The organism is Streptomyces sp. NPDC014733 (genome assembly GCF_043083385.1).
GTDB lineage: Bacteria > Actinomycetota > Actinomycetes > Streptomycetales > Streptomycetaceae > Streptomyces.
Window position 1 is genome coordinate 813063 of sequence record NZ_JBIBYO010000002.1, and the last position, 15484, is coordinate 828546.

Here is a 15484-nt window from a genome sequence, read left to right on the forward strand (position 1 = left end):
CACCGTCGGCCGATGTCGCCCCTCGGATCGTGTTCGTCATCCGTCGACTGAGGAGGCACATGCCCCGCGCCCCGCGGGCCGTTCCCGTCTGGCTCGCCCACCCGTTCCGCTGGCAGCGTCTGCCCGTGCCGTGGCCCGCCGTCGTCCGCGGCGCGCTCTGCGCGGGCCCGCTGCTCGGCGCCGGGATCGCCACCGGCCATCCCGCGCCCGGCGTCCTGACCGGGCTCGGTTCGATGATGGCCGGGGTCAACGACCGGCCCGGCACCCGGCGCACCGGCATGGTCCACATCGGGCTGCCCGCCCTCGCCTGCGGCCTCGGCACGCTGATCGGCGCCTCGTTGCAGTCCGCGCACGCCGGGTGGTGGACGGTGCCCGCGCTCTGCGCCGTCGCCTTCGTCTCCGGCGCAGCGAGCGTGGCCGGACCGGTCCGCTCGACCGCCGGGGTGCAGATGCTGGCCACCGCCGTCCTCGGCGCGGGTATGCCGCTGCCCGGCTCACCCTGGGCGAAGAGCCTCTACGTCCTCGCCGGGTGTGCCTGGCTGCTGCTGTTGCGGCTGGTGCTGCGCTCGCCGCGGCCGCCCGGGGGGCCGCTCGGCGGGGAGCGGGCCGCCGTCGCCGCCGTCTTCGACGCGCTGGCCGACGCGCTCGCCGCGGTCGGCGGCGAGGGCGCGGAACCGGCCCGCCGCCGCCTGACATCGGCCCTGGACCGGGCCGACGAGGCGCTGCGGCTGCGCCGCCTCACCGACCGGCTGCTGCGCCGCGCGGTCCGCACCGAAGAGGCGCTGCTGGCCGAGCGGTTCGCCGCGGCGGCCGCGCTCTGTGAGGCGAGCGTGGCGCTCCTGTGGGAGGGCCGGCCGCTGCCCGCCGCGGTCGCGGAGAGCCCCCGCCGGTTCGCCGCCGCGCTCCGCACCGGCCAGGCCCCCGGCCGCCTCTCCGCCCCCGCGAACAGCTCGGCCGCCCGCGGCGCCTTCGACCGCGCGTTGCTGGCCGCGGCCGTCGTCTTCGCCCGCGCCGAGCCGTCGGCGGCGTACGGGGCGGAGCCGGGTACGGTCCCCGCGCCGCCCGGGCCCGCGGAGCCGGCCGGCCCGCCCGCCCCGGAGTCCCCGCGCGCGGCGGGACGGTGGCGCGCTCTGCCCGGCCGGGTCCGCGGCTTCCTGGACCGGCGTACCCGGCGGGGCCGCGATCTGCTGGGCCCCGCGGCCCGGGACTACGGGCTGCGCGTCGCCGTCTGCATCGGTGCCAGCACGGCGGTCGCGCTGCTGCTCCACCCCGTGCACTGGTACTGGCTCCCGGCCACCGCCACCTTCCTGGTCAAGCCCGATCTGGGCCCGCTGTTCTCGCGGACCGTCAACCGGTTCGCCGGGACCGTCGCGGGCGTCCTGGTCTTCGCGCTGGGCAGCGCGGTGCTGCCCGGCTCCTGGTGGCCGGCGCTGGCCGCCGGGATCGGGGGCGCGGTGCTGCCGTTCGCCACCCGCCACTTCGCGCTCCAGACCTCGGCGATCACCTTCATGGTGCTGGCGTTCGTCTGGGTGGGCGGCGACCCGCAGGCGGCGGGGGAGCGGATCGCGGACACCGCCATCGCCTGCGGCATCGTCCTCGTCGTCGGGCATCTGCCGCGGCTGGCCGATCCGCGCCGCCGGATCGCGCAGCGCGCGGTGGCGGCGCTGCGCGCCACGGAGGCGTATCTGCGGCACGTCCTGGCGGCCGGGCCCGGCGCCGGGAGCACCGCCGAGCGGCTGGCGCTGCGCCGCCACGCCTACCGGGCCCTGGGCCAGGCCCGGACGGCGGCCGAGACCGCCGCCGCCGAACTCCTCGCCGCCCGCGACCGCACCCCGGACTGGCCCGCGATCCTCGCCGCCGCCGAACGCATCGTCGACGCCGCGACCGCCGCCGCGATCCGGATCGACCACGGGGCGCGGCGTCCCAGCCCCGAGGAGGCGGCCCGGCTCGGCGAGGCGCTGTCCGCGATGGCCGGCGCCCTGGCCGAGCCCGGCCACCGGCTGCCGCACCTGACCGACCGCCCGGTCGCGCCCGTCCCCGACTGCGCCACGCTCACCGACGTCGCGGCCGAACTGGAACGGATGCGGGGCCACACGGGCGCGCTCTGAGCGGCGCCGCACGGCCGGGACCCGGCGTGACGGTGCCCCGCGGAGCGGGCCCCGTACGCGGGTGCCACGACGCGGAGCGGTGCCCCGCGGGAAACCCCGCGAAGCCCCGCTCCCGTGCGCCGGGGCCGTGGCCCCGGCCCGGCTCAGCGCCGCTTGCCGCCGCCCTCGCCGCCACCGCCGAGCAGACCGGCCCGGCGCAGCGCGTCGGCCATCGCGTCGTTGGCGGGCGCGGGGCCCTGGCCGCCCCGGCGGTCGCCGCCGCGCCCGCCGCCCGACCGGGGCGCGCCGCCGCGCCCGCCGGAGCGCCGGCCGTCCGGCCGCTGACCGTCGCGCCGCTCCCCGCCGCCGCGCCGCTCACCCGCGGTCCGCCCGTCGCGCCCGGGCTCGTCGTCCAGCCGCAGGGTCAGCGAGATCCGCTTGCGCGGGATGTCGACGTCGAGGACCTTGACCCGCACGATGTCGCCGGGCTTGACCACCTCACGCGGGTCCTTGACGAACGTCTTCGACAGCGCGGAGACATGCACCAGACCGTCCTGGTGGACACCGACGTCCACGAACGCGCCGAACGCGGCGACGTTGGTGACCACGCCCTCCAGGATCATCCCCGGCGTGAGGTCACCGATCTTCTCCACACCGTCCTTGAACGTCGCGGTCCGGAACTCCGGACGCGGGTCGCGGCCCGGCTTCTCCAGCTCCTGCAGGATGTCGCCGACGGTCGGCAGACCGAACGAGTCGTCGACGAAATCGGCCGGCCGCAGCGACCGCAGCACCGTGGTGTTGCCGATCAGCGTGCCCACCGCGCCGCCCGCCGCGGAGGCCATCCGGCGCACCACCGGGTACGCCTCCGGGTGCACGCTGGAGGCGTCCAGCGGGTCGTCGCCGCCGCGGATCCGCAGGAAGCCGGCGCACTGCTCGTACGCCTTCGGGCCGAGCCGCGACACGTCCTTGAGCGCCTTGCGGGAGCGGAACGGGCCGTTGGCGTCGCGGTGCGCCACGATGTTCTCGGCCAGGCCCGAGCTGATGCCGGAGACCCGCGAGAGCAGCGGCGCGGAGGCGGTGTTGACGTCCACGCCGACGCCGTTCACACAGTCCTCGACCACCGCGTCCAGCGACCGCGACAGCTTCACCTCGGACAGGTCGTGCTGGTACTGGCCGACGCCGATCGACTTCGGGTCGATCTTGACGAGTTCGGCCAGCGGGTCCTGGAGACGCCGGGCGATCGAGACCGCGCCGCGCAGCGACACATCCATCCCCGGCAGCTCCTGCGAGGCGAACGCCGAGGCGGAGTACACCGACGCGCCCGCCTCGGAGACCATCACCTTCGTCAGCTTCAGCTCCGGCTGCGCGGCGATCAGGTCGGCGGCCAGCTTGTCCGTCTCGCGGGAGGCGGTGCCGTTGCCGATCGCGATCAGCTCGACACCGTGCTCCTTCGCCAGCCGCGCCAGCGTGGCCAGCGACGCGTCCCACTTCTGCTGCGGCACATGCGGGTAGATCGTCTCCGTCGCGGCGACCTTGCCGGTCGCGTCCACCACGGCCACCTTCACCCCGGTACGGAAACCGGGGTCGAGGCCCATCGTCGCGCGCGTCCCGGCGGGCGCCGCCAGCAGCAGATCGCGCAGGTTGGAGGCGAAGACCCGGACCGCCTCGTCCTCGGCCGCCTGCCGCAGCCGCAGCCGCAGATCGATGCCGAGGTGGACCAGGACGCGGGTGCGCCAGGCCCAGCGGACGGTGTCCAGCAGCCAGCCGTCGGCCGGCCGCCCGCGGTCGGCGATGCCGAACTTCGCGGCGATGGCCTGCTCGTACGACGTACGGCCCTCGACGGGCTCCGTGTCCGGCTCCAGCGCGAGGTCGAGGATCTCCTCCTTCTCGCCGCGGAGCATCGCCAGCACCCGGTGCGAGGGCAGCTCGGTGAACGGCTCCGCGAAGTCGAAGTAGTCGGCGAACTTCGCGCCCGCCTCCTCCTTGCCCTCGCGCACCTTCGCACCGACCCGGCCGCGCGACCACATCCGTTCCCGCAGCTCACCGATGAGGTCCGCGTCCTCGCTGAACCGCTCGGTGAGGATCGCCCGCGCGCCCTCCAGCGCCGCCGCGGGGTCGGCGACGCCCTTGTCGGAGGAGACGAACGCCGCCGCGGCGGCCTGCGGCGCAACCGACGGGTCCGTCAGCAGCCCGTCGGCGAGCGGCTCCAGCCCCGCCTCCCGCGCGATCTGCGCCTTCGTCCGCCGCTTGGGCTTGTACGGGAGGTAGATGTCCTCCAGGCGCGCCTTGGACTCCGCGCCCCGGATCCGCGCCTCCAGCGCCTCGTCCAGCTTGCCCTGGGAGCGGACGGATTCCAGGATCGCGGTGCGCCGCTCCTCCAGCTCCCGCAGATAGCGCAGCCGCTCCTCCAGCGCGCGCAGCTGCGCGTCGTCGAGCATCTCGGTGGCTTCCTTGCGGTAGCGCGCGATGAACGGGACCGTCGAGCCGCCGTCCAGCAGCGCGACCGCGGCGCTCACCTGCCGCTCCTTGACGCCGAGCTCCCCGGCGATCCTCGCTTCGATGGACACCATGACCTCGGTGGATGCCGTCACGTTGAACCAGACCCGCCTTCCAGCGCTCGCTTGAGCCTGCATTGTGCAGGTTCGGCGGTCGCGGTGTCGCACCACCCGGCCGGGAGCGCCGGGTTGTGAGAAGGCGCACGCCCGCCCGGAGCCCCCGTACGGGAACGGCGGACGGGCGTGGGCCCGGGGCAGTGGCTCACCGGGGCTCACCGGCCGAACAGCTCCGCGGGGAACGCGCCCGCCGCCATCGCGGCCTGGGTGAACGCCCCGCCGAGCGCGGTGAGCCGCGCCACGCCCTCGGCGCCGAGGTGCGCGTACGGCGCCCGGTCCAGCCGGTCGGTGGTGTCCTCCAGCTCCTTGCGCAGCCGTATCCCGGCCTCGGTCAACTCGCCGTCGGCGTCCAGCAGTCCCCGCCCGCGCAGCCGCTCCTGCGCCGCGGACCACTCCTCAGCGGACCAGCCGCGGGTGCGCATGATGCCCAGATAGCTCATGCCGCGGCCGCCGGCGTTGTGGGTGACCAGCGCCTCCAGGCCGTCCAGTTCGGCGTCGAGCAGCGCGATCAGGTGGGAGTCGCCGCGGTGTTCGCGCAGCAGCGTCGCGGCGTGCCAGTACGCCAGGTGCGGGGCGTCCGGCACCGGCAGATCGGCGTGGGCGGCGAACAGCGGCCGGGCGCTGCGGCCGCCCGCCTCGGCGGCGCGCAGCGCCAGCTTCGCGGCCTCGGCCATCTCCGGAGACGCCAGCGTCTCCTCGCCGAGCAGCCGCCGCAGCGTACGGTCGGCCGCCCGCAGCCGCGCCGCCAGGGCGGCCTCGGGGGTGACGGTGTCCCAGACGGCGGGGACGTGCCGGGCGACCAGGGCGTGGCTGAAGTTGTAGAACGTCGCGGTGACCGTGCCGGGGCCGACCGCTCCCATGGCGGCGGAGCGGATGGCGAAGTACCCGGCGCTGCGGTCCTCGACCCCGAGCTTCGCCAGCTCGTCGCCGAGGTCGGGGGAGAAGTAGTGCGTCGAGTGGAACGGGTTGACGACGTTGTGGCAGTGCCGTCCGGCGCGCGGGTCCGGTGTGGTCGCAGAGGTCATGCCCGGCAGGTTACCGACCCGTTGGTATGGCGGAAAGGGCGGTGGTGGAGAGGCGCGCGGGGCGGGCGCCACCGGCCATGTGGGGCGCACGGCCACGGGGCTCTGCGGGCCTGACCGGGCGAGGCGCTCCGCGCCGCCGAACGGTGCCCGGCGCCCGCTCGGTGGCCCGGCGTCCGTTCCGTGGTCCGCCCCGGCCGGACGGCCCGCTCGCGTGCTCCGCGGACGGACCGCCCGGCGGGGCCGCTCAGCCCACCGGCCCGAACCGCGGCTTCCGCCGCTCCAGGAAAGCCGCGGCGCCCTCCGCCGTGTCACCGTTCGCCCGCGCCCGGGCCGCCCAGTGCGCGGCCCGGCGGACGGCCTCCTCCGGCGGGACGTCCCAGGCGCCGTCGGCCAGCTCCTTCGCCGCCGCCTGCGTCATCGGCGACCGGCTCGCCAGCACCGCGGTGAACTCCGCGACCCGCGCCGCCAGCCCGCCCGCCGGGCACACCTCGTCGACCAGACCGGTCCGCAGGGCCCGCGCCCCGTCGATCAACTCACCCGAGAACAGCAGGTACTTGGCGGCCGAAAGGCCCACCAGCCGCACCAGCCGCCGGGTGGCCGACGCCGGATAGACCACGCCCAGCTTGGCAGGCGTCACCCCGAACACCGCGCCCTCCTCGGCGAACCGCAGATCGCAGGCGGCCGCCAACTGCGCGCCGCCGCCCACGCAGTGCCCCCGTATCGCCGCCAGCGTCGGCCGGGGGAACGCCGCCACCGCCTCCTCCGCCGCGACCGCCAGCCGCTGCGCCTCGCCCGCGTGCTCACGCAGCGAGGCGATGTCCGCACCGGCACAGAACGTCCCGCCCGCGCCGGTCAGCACCAGTGACCGCACCGCGCCGTCCGCGGCCAGCCGCGCCAGCAGCGGGGGCAGCTCCCGCCACATCCGCGGCGTCATCGCGTTGCGCTTGGCGGGATTGCTGAGGACGACGGTCGCTGTGCCGTCGCTGACATGCGTGTCCAGGCCCGGTTCCATGCCCGGATATTAGAGCGACCGCCGGTCGCCGGGCCGCTACGATCGACGGTCTGATGTCAGCCACTCTCGTCGCCAAAGACCTCACCGCCGGCCACGGTGAGCGCGTCCTCTTCTCCGGCCTCGATCTGGTCGTCGCCCCCGGCGAGGTGATCGGACTCGTGGGCGCCAACGGCGCGGGCAAGTCGACGCTGCTGCGCCTGCTCGCCGGTCTGGACACCCCGGAGCAGGGCACACTCGCCCTCAGCCCGCCCACCGCCACCGTCGGCCACCTCCCGCAGGAGCCCGACCGGCGCCCCGGCGAGTCGGTCCGCGCCTTCCTCGCCCGCCGCACCGGCGTCGCCCGCGCCCAGGCCGACCTCGACGCCACCACCCAGGCGCTGGTCGACGAACGCCCCGGCGCCGACGACGCGTACGCCACCGCGCTGGAGCGCTGGCTCGCCCTCGGCGCCGCCGACCTCGACGAACGCGCCGAGGAGACCTGCGCCCAGCTGGGCCTGGCCACCGGCCTCGACCACCCGATGACCGCCCTCTCCGGCGGCCAGGCCGCCCGCGCCTCCCTCGCCTCGCTCCTCCTCTCCCGCTACGACGTCTTCCTCCTCGACGAGCCGACCAACGACCTCGACCTCGACGGACTGCGCCGCCTGGAGGAGTTCGTCTCCGGTCTCCGCGCCGGCACGGTCCTGGTCAGCCACGACCGCGAGTTCCTGACCCGCACCGTCACCTCCGTCGTCGAACTGGACCTCGCCCAGCAGCAGGTCAACACCTACGGCGGCGGCTACACCTCGTATCTGGAGGAGCGCGAGCGGGCCCGGCGCCACGCCCGTGAGGAGTACGAGGAGTACGCCGAGACCAAGGCGTCCCTGGAGACCCGGGCGCACACCCAGCGCAACTGGATGGCGAAGGGCGTCCGCAACGCCCGCCGCAAGGCTCCCGACAACGACAAGATCGCCCGCAAGGGCCGGGTGGAGGCCACCGAGAAGCAGGCGGCCAAGGCGAAGCAGACCCAGCGCCTGATCGACCGGCTCGACGTCGTCGAGGAGCCGCGCAAGGAGTGGGAGCTGCGGATGGAGATCGCCGCCGCGCCCCGCGCCGGAGCCGTCGTCGCCACCCTGCGCGGCGCCGAGGCGCAGCGCGGCACCTTCCGCTTCGGCCCGGTGGACCTCCAGATCGACTGGGGCGACCGGGTCGCGATCACCGGCCCCAACGGCTCCGGCAAGTCGACGCTGCTCGCCGCGCTCCTCGGCCGCCTGCCGCTGACCGCGGGCGCGGCGGCGCTGGGCCCCGGTGTGGTGGTCGGCGAGGTCGACCAGGCACGCGGCCTCTTCCTCGGCGATGCCCCGCTGATGGACGCCTTCCGCGCCGCCGTCCCGGAGATGGCCCCCGCCGACGTACGGACGCTGCTGGCGAAGTTCGGGTTGAAGGCGGCGCATGTGCTGCGCCCGGCGGACACCCTGTCGCCGGGGGAGCGGACCCGCGCCGCCCTCGCCCTCCTCCAGGGCCGCGGCGTCAACCTCCTCGTCCTGGACGAGCCGACCAACCACCTCGACCTGCCGGCCATCGAGCAGCTGGAGTCCGCGCTCGCCTCGTACGGCGGCACGCTGCTGCTGGTCACGCACGACCGGCGGATGCTGGACGCGGTGCACACCACCCGCCGGATCGAGGTCGACGCCGGGACGGTCACCGACCGGGCGGTGTGACGCGGCGGCCGGGCGGCCCCGGTCGCCGATTTGGCCCTGCGCCGGGCGGCCCGTATGGTGGGACGAACCGACGCGGGGTGGAGCAGCTCGGTAGCTCGCTGGGCTCATAACCCAGAGGTCGCAGGTTCAAATCCTGTCCCCGCTACTCATGACGGAGGCCCGGTGCTCATGGCACCGGGCCTCCGTCGTTTCCGTATGTCGTCGCCCGTTCGCACTGCCTCCTCCGCCGAAACGCGGTATACACGGACGAATCAGGCATTTCGAGGAGGCGGCCATGACCCGCAGATCCGCTCGTGACCGTACGCCCGAGCAGCGGCACACCGACGAGCTGGGCCGCGGCTTCGGCCGGCTGATGGCGCTCGGCATCGTCCTCGTCGTCGCGGGCGCGGTGGGTCTGGTGTACGCCGGGGTCGCCACCCTCACCTCGATGCTGCTCTTCGGCTGGCTGCTGCTGGTCGGCGGCGCGGTGGGGCTGCTGCACGCCCTCCAGTCGCGGGGGACGAACTTCGTGTGGCTGGCGGTCATCGTCGCGGCGCTGAACCTCGCCGCCGGTGTCGTGGTGATCGTCCGGCCCGATGTGGCCGCGGCGGCGCTGACCATGTTCGCCGCGTTGCTCTTCCTCACCGGCGGCGTCTTCCGGCTGGTCGGCGGGGTGGTGGTACGAGGGCCGCAGTTCGGCTGGACGCTGGTGCAGGGCGCCTTCGACCTCCTGCTGGGCATCCTGGTGCTCACCGACTGGCCGCACAGCAGCCGCTATGTGCTGGGCATCTTCATCTCCCTCGCGCTGCTCTTCGACGGGCTCGGCCTCTTCGCGATGGGGTTCGGCGGCCGCCGGATCGTCGGCATGGTCGAGGAGGGCCGCCGCGGGCCGGGAGCGGCGGGGTACGGCGTCACGAATGGCTCGGAACGATCGTCCACCGCGCCCTGGAGTTCCCTGACGAAGAAGCAGAAGCGACAGGACCGGTCATCCGAGTAAGGAAAACTCGCCGAATCGGTCGGGAAGCGTCGATTGATGCTGACTTACGTTCAGTAGGCCGGACCGGACCGGCCCCTGTCCCCACACTCGACCTGTGAGGACCCCTCCCGGACCACCCGCCGAATCCCCCGAGGAACTGACCGCGCCGCCCGCCTCCCACGGCACCTGGCGCTTCACCGCACCGCTCGAAACGGCATCGGTACCCCGGACCCGGCACGCCGTCCGGGACCTGCTCACCGAAGGGCGGGTGCCCCTCGCCCCGGCCGCCCTCGACGGTCTGCTGCTGATCGTCTCCGAACTCGTCACCAACGCCGTCCGGCACGCCGCCCGCTTCTCCGCGGAGGTCGCGGTCCACCTCGACCTCGGCCACGGACGGCTGCGCCTCGCCGTCGCGGACCTGCACCCCTCCTGCCCGAAAGCGCTCGAAGCCGGCGCGGGTGACCTCGGCGGCCGGGGGCTGTGGCTGGTCAAGACCGTCACCGCGGAGGCCGGGGGCGCCTGCGGCGTCGCCCCGGCCCCCGGCGGCGGCAAGATCATCTGGGTGGAGTTCCCGCTGGCGGCCCGGCCGGCCGCCGCGCCGCCTACCAGCCCGCCGCTGAGCCCGTCAGCTCCCGCACCGCCGGACGCGCCGCATCCAGCACGGTCATGAACCACGCCGAGAACGGATCCTCGGCGTGCCGCTTCTCCAGCTCCTGCGGCGTCACGAACGCGATCTCGCCGATCTCGGCCGGATCCGGCGCCGGCGTCTGGCGCACCAGACCGACGAAGAGGTGGTTGTACTCCTGCTCCACCAGCCCGGAGTCCGGGTCCGGGTGGTTGTAACGCACCGTGCCCGCCTCGGCCAGCAGCGACGGCGCCAGCCCCAGCTCCTCCGCCGTGCGGCGCGCGGCCGCCGCGAACGGCTGCTCGCCCGGGTACGGATGGCCGCAGCAGGTGTTGGACCACACGCCGGGGGAGTGGTACTTCTCCAGCGCCCGGCGCTGCAGCAGCAGCCGGCCCTGCTCGTCGAAGAGGAAGACCGAGAACGCGCGGTGCAGCTGACCGGGGGCCTGATGGGCGGCGAGCTTCTCCGCGGTGCCGATCGTCGCGCCGTCCTCGTCGACCAGCTCCAGCATGATCGGCCCGGCGGCACCGTCCGGCGCGTTCACCGCCGCGTGCTCGGCGGTCTGTCCGTTGGCAGGTGTGATCGGCATGCCCATCCTTGTCGTCGGTCTTCGACGCCAAGTCTGCCCCACCGTGGTGCCGGGCACGGTTCAGGCGCCGCGCGGTGGTGTGCCGGGTGCCGCGCCGCCCGGCGCGTCGTCCGGCTCCGTCCGGCCCGTGAGAAGGTCCACAGCCCGCGCGCCCCGGCCGGCGCCAGGCGTACGCCTGTGACCAGCGCAGCTGCGCATCGGCCCGGGAGTGCCGGACGCGTCACGGATCAACCCGCACCACCCGTGACCAGCCCCCGCATAACCGGCGCCGAATCGTGCCGCCGCCCCGGGCGCCAGTTGTTCCGGCACCGCCCGATCCACCATGATGATCGCGGCAGGCGCAGCCGTCGGTCACCCGATCGTGCGGTGAATCCGCGGTGAACGGCCTCAACCCGCATCCGATAGCCTCTGCCGATGTGCCACCGGCCCCACGGGGCGAGGTGTGCCGCGCCCACTGCCCGGGTAGTCCGTGCCGAATGCGGACCGGACGGCGCGGCCTTGTCAGCTTTCAAGGAGTGAGTTCGTCTGTCGACCGCCATCCTCACCGGTCCGCCGGTCGCCGGGTCGCCGCTCGAAGGCGATCTGCGCGCGCTGGGCTTCGACATCCGTACGGCGCAGGACCCCGCGTCCGCGGCCGAGCTGATCGCCGCGGTCCCCGCCCATGAGCGGATCGCCGTCGTGGACCCCCGATTCGTCGGCCACCGGCACACCCTGCGCCTCGCGCTCACCGACCCCCGCTTCCCGGCCGCCGCCGTCGAGGGCGCGCTCACCGCGCAGCCCGCGGCCCGCGCCGCGCTGGAGCATGCCGCCGCCCGGATCCCGGTCGGCGCCGGGAGCGCCCACCTCACCGACGTGCTCACCGGCACCCTGACCGACGCCCTGGACCGCGCCGACGTCGGCCTCCAGCGCATCGAGCCCGGCACCCTGGTCGCCGCCGTCCCGCTCACCCCGGCCACCCGCGAGGAGGCCCGGGAGGCCGTCGCCGCGGTCGACGAGGAAGCGGTCCGGCTGCGCAGCGCGGTCAAGTCCCGCGACGGGTTCTTCACCACGCACTGCATCAGCCCGTACTCCCGCTACCTCGCCCGCTGGTGCGCCCGGCGCGGTCTGACCCCGAACCAGGTCACCACCGCCTCGCTGCTCACCGCGCTGATCGCGGCGGGCTGCGCGGCCACCGGCACCCGCGGCGGTTTCGTCGCCGCCGGCGTCCTGCTGCTCCTCTCCTTCGTCCTCGACTGCACCGACGGGCAGCTCGCCCGCTACTCCCTGCAGTACTCGACGATGGGCGCCTGGCTCGACGCCACCTTCGACCGGGCCAAGGAGTACGCCTACTACGCCGGTCTCGCGCTGGGCGCGGCCCGCGGCGGCGATGACGTCTGGGCGCTGGCGCTCGGCGCGATGATCCTCCAGACCTGCCGGCACGTCGTGGACTTCTCGTTCAACGAGGCCAACCACGACGCGACGGCCAACACCAGCCCCACCGCCGCCCTCTCCGACCGGCTCGACGGCGTCGGCTGGACGGTCTGGGCGCGCCGGATGATCGTGCTGCCGATCGGTGAGCGCTGGGCGCTGATCGCCGTGCTCACCGCCTGCACCACGCCCCGCATCGTCTTCTCCGTCCTGCTCATCGGCTGCGCGCTGGCCGCCTGCTACACCACCGCCGGACGCGTACTGCGCTCGCTGACCCGCCGGGCCCGGCGCACCGACCGCGCCGCCCGTGCGCTGGCCGACCTCGCCGATACCGGCGCCGTCGCCGAGCTGATCGCCCGCCCCATGCGCGGCCGCGGCCGCACCGGCTCGTTCCTCGCCCCGGCCATGGCCTTCCTCGCCGCCGCCGTCCTGCTGGTCGCGGTGGTCTTCGCGGACCACCCGGCCTCCTGGCTCACCGTCGGCCTGGCCTGCTGCGCCGCGCTGCTCACCGGCGCCGCCGTGGCCCGTCCGCTCAAGGGCGCCCTGGACTGGCTGGTGCCGCCGTTCCTGCGCGTCGCCGAGTACGTCACGATCCTCGTGCTCGCCGCCCGCAGCGGCGCGCACGGCGCGCTGCCCGCGGCGTTCGGGCTGGTCGCGGCGGTCGCCTACCATCACTACGACGCGGTCTACCGCATCCGTGGCGGCAGCGGCGCGCCGCCGCGGTGGCTGGTGCGGGCCGCCGGTGGCAGCGAGGGGCGGATTCTCGTGGTCACCGTCCTCGCCGCTGCGCTGTCCCCCTCCGATTTCCCCCTCGCGCTCGCGGTCCTCGCCGGCGTGCTGGGTCTGCTGGTGCTCGTCGAGAGCATCCGCTTCTGGGTGCGTGCCGCGAAGACCGGCGCACCCGCCGTACACGATGAAGGAGAACCCGCATGATCGGCCTCGTGCTGGCCGCCGGCGCCGGACGGCGTCTGCGCCCCTACACCGACACCCTGCCCAAGGCTCTGGTGCCGGTTGATGGGGACACGACCATCCTGGACCTGACGCTCGGCAACTTCGCCGAGATCGGCCTGACCGAGGTCGCGATCATCGTCGGCTACAAGAAGGAAGCCGTCTACGAGCGCCAGGCCGCCCTGGAGGCGAAGTACGGTCTCAAGCTGACGCTGATCGACAACGACAAGGCCGAGGAGTGGAACAACGCCTACTCCCTGTGGTGCGGCCGTGACGCCATCAAGCACGACGTGATCCTCGCCAACGGCGACACCGTGCACCCGGTCTCCGTCGAGAAGACGCTGCTCGCCGCCCGCGGCAACGGCCAGAAGATCATCCTCGCGCTGGACACCGTCAAGCAGCTGGCCGACGAGGAGATGAAGGTCGTCACCGACCCGGCCAAGGGCGTCCAGAAGATCACCAAGCTGATGGACCCGGCCGAGGCGACCGGCGAGTACATCGGCGTCACCCTCATCGAGGGCTCCGCCGCCGACGAGCTGGCCGACGCCCTCAAGACCACCTTCGAGCGGGACCCCGACCTCTACTACGAGGACGGCTACCAGGAGCTGGTCAACCGCGGCTTCCAGGTCGACGTGGCCCCCATCGGCGACGTCAAGTGGGTCGAGATCGACAACCACGACGACCTCGCGAAGGGCCGTGAGATCGCATGCCAGTACTGACCCGCCTCATTCCGTCCCCGGTCGTCGTCGACATCAACGCCGGCGCCCTGGACGACCTGGCGGGCCTCCTGGCCGATCAGCGCATCTCCGCATCCGGGAAGCTCGCGATCGCCATCTCCGGCGGTTCGGGCGCCCGGCTGCGGGAGCGGCTGTCCCCCGCGCTGCCCGGCGCGGACTGGTACGAGGTCGGCGGCGGCACGCTCGACGACGCGATCAAGCTTGGCGACGCCATGAAGAAGGGGCACTACGACGCCGTCGTGGGCCTCGGCGGCGGCAAGATCATCGACTGCGCGAAGTACGCCGCGGCGCGGATCGGCCTGCCGCTGGTCGCCGTCGCGACGAACCTGTCGCACGACGGCCTCTGCTCGCCGGTCGCCACGCTCGACAACGACGCGGGCCGCGGCTCCTACGGGGTGCCGAACCCGATCGCCGTCGTCATCGACCTCGACATCATCCGCGAGGCGCCCGTCCGCTTCGTCCGCTCCGGCATCGGTGACGCCATCTCCAACATCTCCGCGGTCGCGGACTGGGAGCTGGCCCACCAGGAGAACGGCGAGGCGATAGACGGGCTGGCCGCCGCGATGGCGCGCCAGGCCGGCGAGGCCGTGCTGCGCCACCCCGGCGGTGTCGGCGACGACAACTTCCTCCAGGTGCTGGCCGAGGGCCTCGTCCTCACCGGCATCTCGATGTCCGTCGCGGGCGACAGCCGGCCGGCCTCGGGTGCCTGCCACGAGATCAACCACGGCTTCGACATCCTCTTCCCCAAGCGGGCGGCGAGCCACGGCGAACAGTGCGGCCTCGGCGCCGCCTTCGCCACCCACCTGCGCGGCGACGCGGAGACGTCCGCGCTGATGGTCGAGGCGCTCCAGCGGCACGGCCTGCCGGTCACGCCGGGCGAGATCGGCTTCACGGACGAGGAGTTCGTCCAGGTCGTCGAGTTCGCCCCGAAGACCCGGCCGGGCCGGTACACCATCCTGGAACACCTGGACCTGTCCACCGACGAGATCAGGGACGCATACGCCGACTATGCCAAAACCATCCGTAGCTGAGCTCCGGCCGGTCGTTCACCCTCCGGGCGTGAAGGACCGGCGGAGCGGCGAGCACTGGGCCGGCCGGCTCTACATGCGCGAGGTCTCCCTCCGCATCGACCGGCACCTGGTGAACACGAAGGTCACGCCCAACCAGCTGACCTACGTGATGACCGTCGCCGGCGCCCTCGCCGCCCCGGCCCTGCTGGTGCCGGGGATCTGGGGCGCCGTGCTCGGCGTGGTGATGGTCCAGCTGTATCTGCTGTTCGACTGCGTCGACGGTGAGATCGCCCGCTGGAAGAAGCAGTACTCGATGTCCGGGGTCTACCTGGACCGTGTCGCCGCCTATCTGTGCGACGCCGCGGTCCTGGTCGGCTTCGGCCTGCGCGCCGCCGACCTGTGGGGCACCGGCCGCATCGACTGGCTGTGGGCCTTCCTCGGCACCCTCGCCGCCCTCGGCGCGATCCTGATCAAGGCGGAGACGGACCTCGTCGGCGTGGCACGGCACCAGCAGGGTCTGCCGCCGGTCAAGGAGGCGGCGTCCGAACCGCGCTCCTCCGGCATGGCACTGGCCCGCAAGGCCGCCGCGGCCCTCAAGTTCCACCGGCTGGTCCTCGGCGTCGAGGCGTCCCTGCTGATCCTGGCCCTCGCGATCGTGGACTCCGTCCGGGGCGATCTGTTCTTCTCGCGGCTCGGCGTCGCGGTGCTCGCCGGTATCGCGCTGCTCCAGACCGTGCTCCATCTCGTGTCCATCCTCGCTTCCAGCAGGCTCAAGTGACG

At 74.2% G+C, this 15484-nt stretch carries 13 protein-coding genes and 1 tRNA gene; 9 read left to right on the forward strand and 5 right to left on the reverse strand.

The window, feature by feature from the left end; genetic code table 11:
- The first annotated feature begins 59 nt into the window (after positions 1-59).
- Positions 60-2108, forward strand: coding sequence for an FUSC family protein (locus tag ACF1BH_RS08055; RefSeq protein ID WP_391641568.1), 2049 nt, complete (start codon positions 60-62; stop codon positions 2106-2108).
- Between the two features lie 143 nt (positions 2109-2251).
- On the opposite strand, the gene ACF1BH_RS08060 is transcribed toward ACF1BH_RS08055, so the two are convergent.
- The 3 genes from ACF1BH_RS08060 to ACF1BH_RS08070 form a co-directional block, all read right to left on the reverse strand.
- Complete coding sequence (locus tag ACF1BH_RS08060; protein WP_391641626.1) at positions 2252-4657, reverse strand: Tex family protein; 2406 nt, start codon at positions 4655-4657, stop codon at positions 2252-2254.
- Between the two features lie 197 nt (positions 4658-4854).
- Positions 4855-5724, reverse strand: a complete 870-nt coding sequence (locus tag ACF1BH_RS08065) for a hypothetical protein (protein ID WP_391641569.1) — start codon at positions 5722-5724, stop codon at positions 4855-4857.
- 244 nt (positions 5725-5968) lie between these two features.
- Complete coding sequence (locus tag ACF1BH_RS08070) at positions 5969-6736, reverse strand: enoyl-CoA hydratase/isomerase family protein (protein ID WP_391641570.1); 768 nt, start codon at positions 6734-6736, stop codon at positions 5969-5971.
- A 53-nt stretch (positions 6737-6789) separates the two neighbouring features.
- On the opposite strand from ACF1BH_RS08070, the gene ACF1BH_RS08075 reads away from it, so the two are divergent.
- The 4 genes from ACF1BH_RS08075 (at position 6790) to ACF1BH_RS08090 (ending at position 10058) form a co-directional block, all read left to right on the forward strand.
- Positions 6790-8433: an ABC-F family ATP-binding cassette domain-containing protein gene (locus ACF1BH_RS08075; protein WP_391641571.1), complete on the forward strand. Its 1644-nt coding sequence runs from the start codon at positions 6790-6792 to the stop codon at positions 8431-8433.
- Between the two features lie 71 nt (positions 8434-8504).
- A tRNA-Met gene (locus ACF1BH_RS08080) sits at positions 8505-8578 on the forward strand.
- A gap of 129 nt (positions 8579-8707) precedes the next feature.
- On the forward strand, positions 8708-9409 hold the full coding sequence (locus tag ACF1BH_RS08085) for an HdeD family acid-resistance protein (RefSeq protein ID WP_391641572.1): 702 nt from the start codon (positions 8708-8710) through the stop codon (positions 9407-9409).
- Positions 9410-9503: 94 nt separating this feature from the next.
- Positions 9504-10058 carry an ATP-binding protein gene (locus tag ACF1BH_RS08090; protein ID WP_391641573.1) on the forward strand — a complete coding sequence of 185 codons (555 nt, stop codon included), beginning with the start codon at positions 9504-9506 and terminating at the stop codon, positions 10056-10058.
- Here the strand turns inward: ACF1BH_RS08090 and idi are convergent.
- Both idi and ACF1BH_RS08100 read right to left on the reverse strand, forming a co-directional pair.
- Positions 9991-10602 carry an isopentenyl-diphosphate Delta-isomerase gene (idi, locus tag ACF1BH_RS08095; protein ID WP_391641574.1) on the reverse strand — a complete coding sequence of 204 codons (612 nt, stop codon included), beginning with the start codon at positions 10600-10602 and terminating at the stop codon, positions 9991-9993. The two genes, ACF1BH_RS08090 and idi, sit on opposite strands and share 68 nt — an antisense overlap.
- Positions 10603-11103: 501 nt before the next feature.
- Positions 11104-11304 carry a hypothetical protein gene (locus tag ACF1BH_RS08100; protein WP_391641575.1) on the reverse strand — a complete coding sequence of 67 codons (201 nt, stop codon included), beginning with the start codon at positions 11302-11304 and terminating at the stop codon, positions 11104-11106.
- Here ACF1BH_RS08100 and ACF1BH_RS08105 point away from each other — a divergent pair.
- From ACF1BH_RS08105 to ACF1BH_RS08120, 4 genes are read left to right on the forward strand one after another with little or no spacing between them, the layout of a single operon-like run.
- On the forward strand, positions 11272-12942 hold the full coding sequence (locus ACF1BH_RS08105) for a DUF5941 domain-containing protein (protein ID WP_391641627.1): 1671 nt from the start codon (positions 11272-11274) through the stop codon (positions 12940-12942). The two genes, ACF1BH_RS08100 and ACF1BH_RS08105, sit on opposite strands and share 33 nt — an antisense overlap.
- Positions 12939-13676: a sugar phosphate nucleotidyltransferase gene (locus ACF1BH_RS08110; protein WP_391641576.1), complete on the forward strand. Its 738-nt coding sequence runs from the start codon at positions 12939-12941 to the stop codon at positions 13674-13676. Before ACF1BH_RS08105 ends, ACF1BH_RS08110 begins: the two co-directional genes overlap by 4 nt.
- A complete protein-coding gene (locus ACF1BH_RS08115) occupies positions 13664-14725 on the forward strand; it encodes an iron-containing alcohol dehydrogenase family protein (protein WP_030287802.1) in 1062 nt (353 codons plus the stop codon). The genes ACF1BH_RS08110 and ACF1BH_RS08115 overlap by 13 nt, the downstream gene beginning before the upstream one ends.
- Positions 14703-15482: a CDP-alcohol phosphatidyltransferase family protein gene (locus ACF1BH_RS08120; RefSeq protein WP_391641577.1), complete on the forward strand. Its 780-nt coding sequence runs from the start codon at positions 14703-14705 to the stop codon at positions 15480-15482. The genes ACF1BH_RS08115 and ACF1BH_RS08120 overlap by 23 nt, the downstream gene beginning before the upstream one ends.
- Positions 15483-15484: the final 2 nt, after the last annotated feature.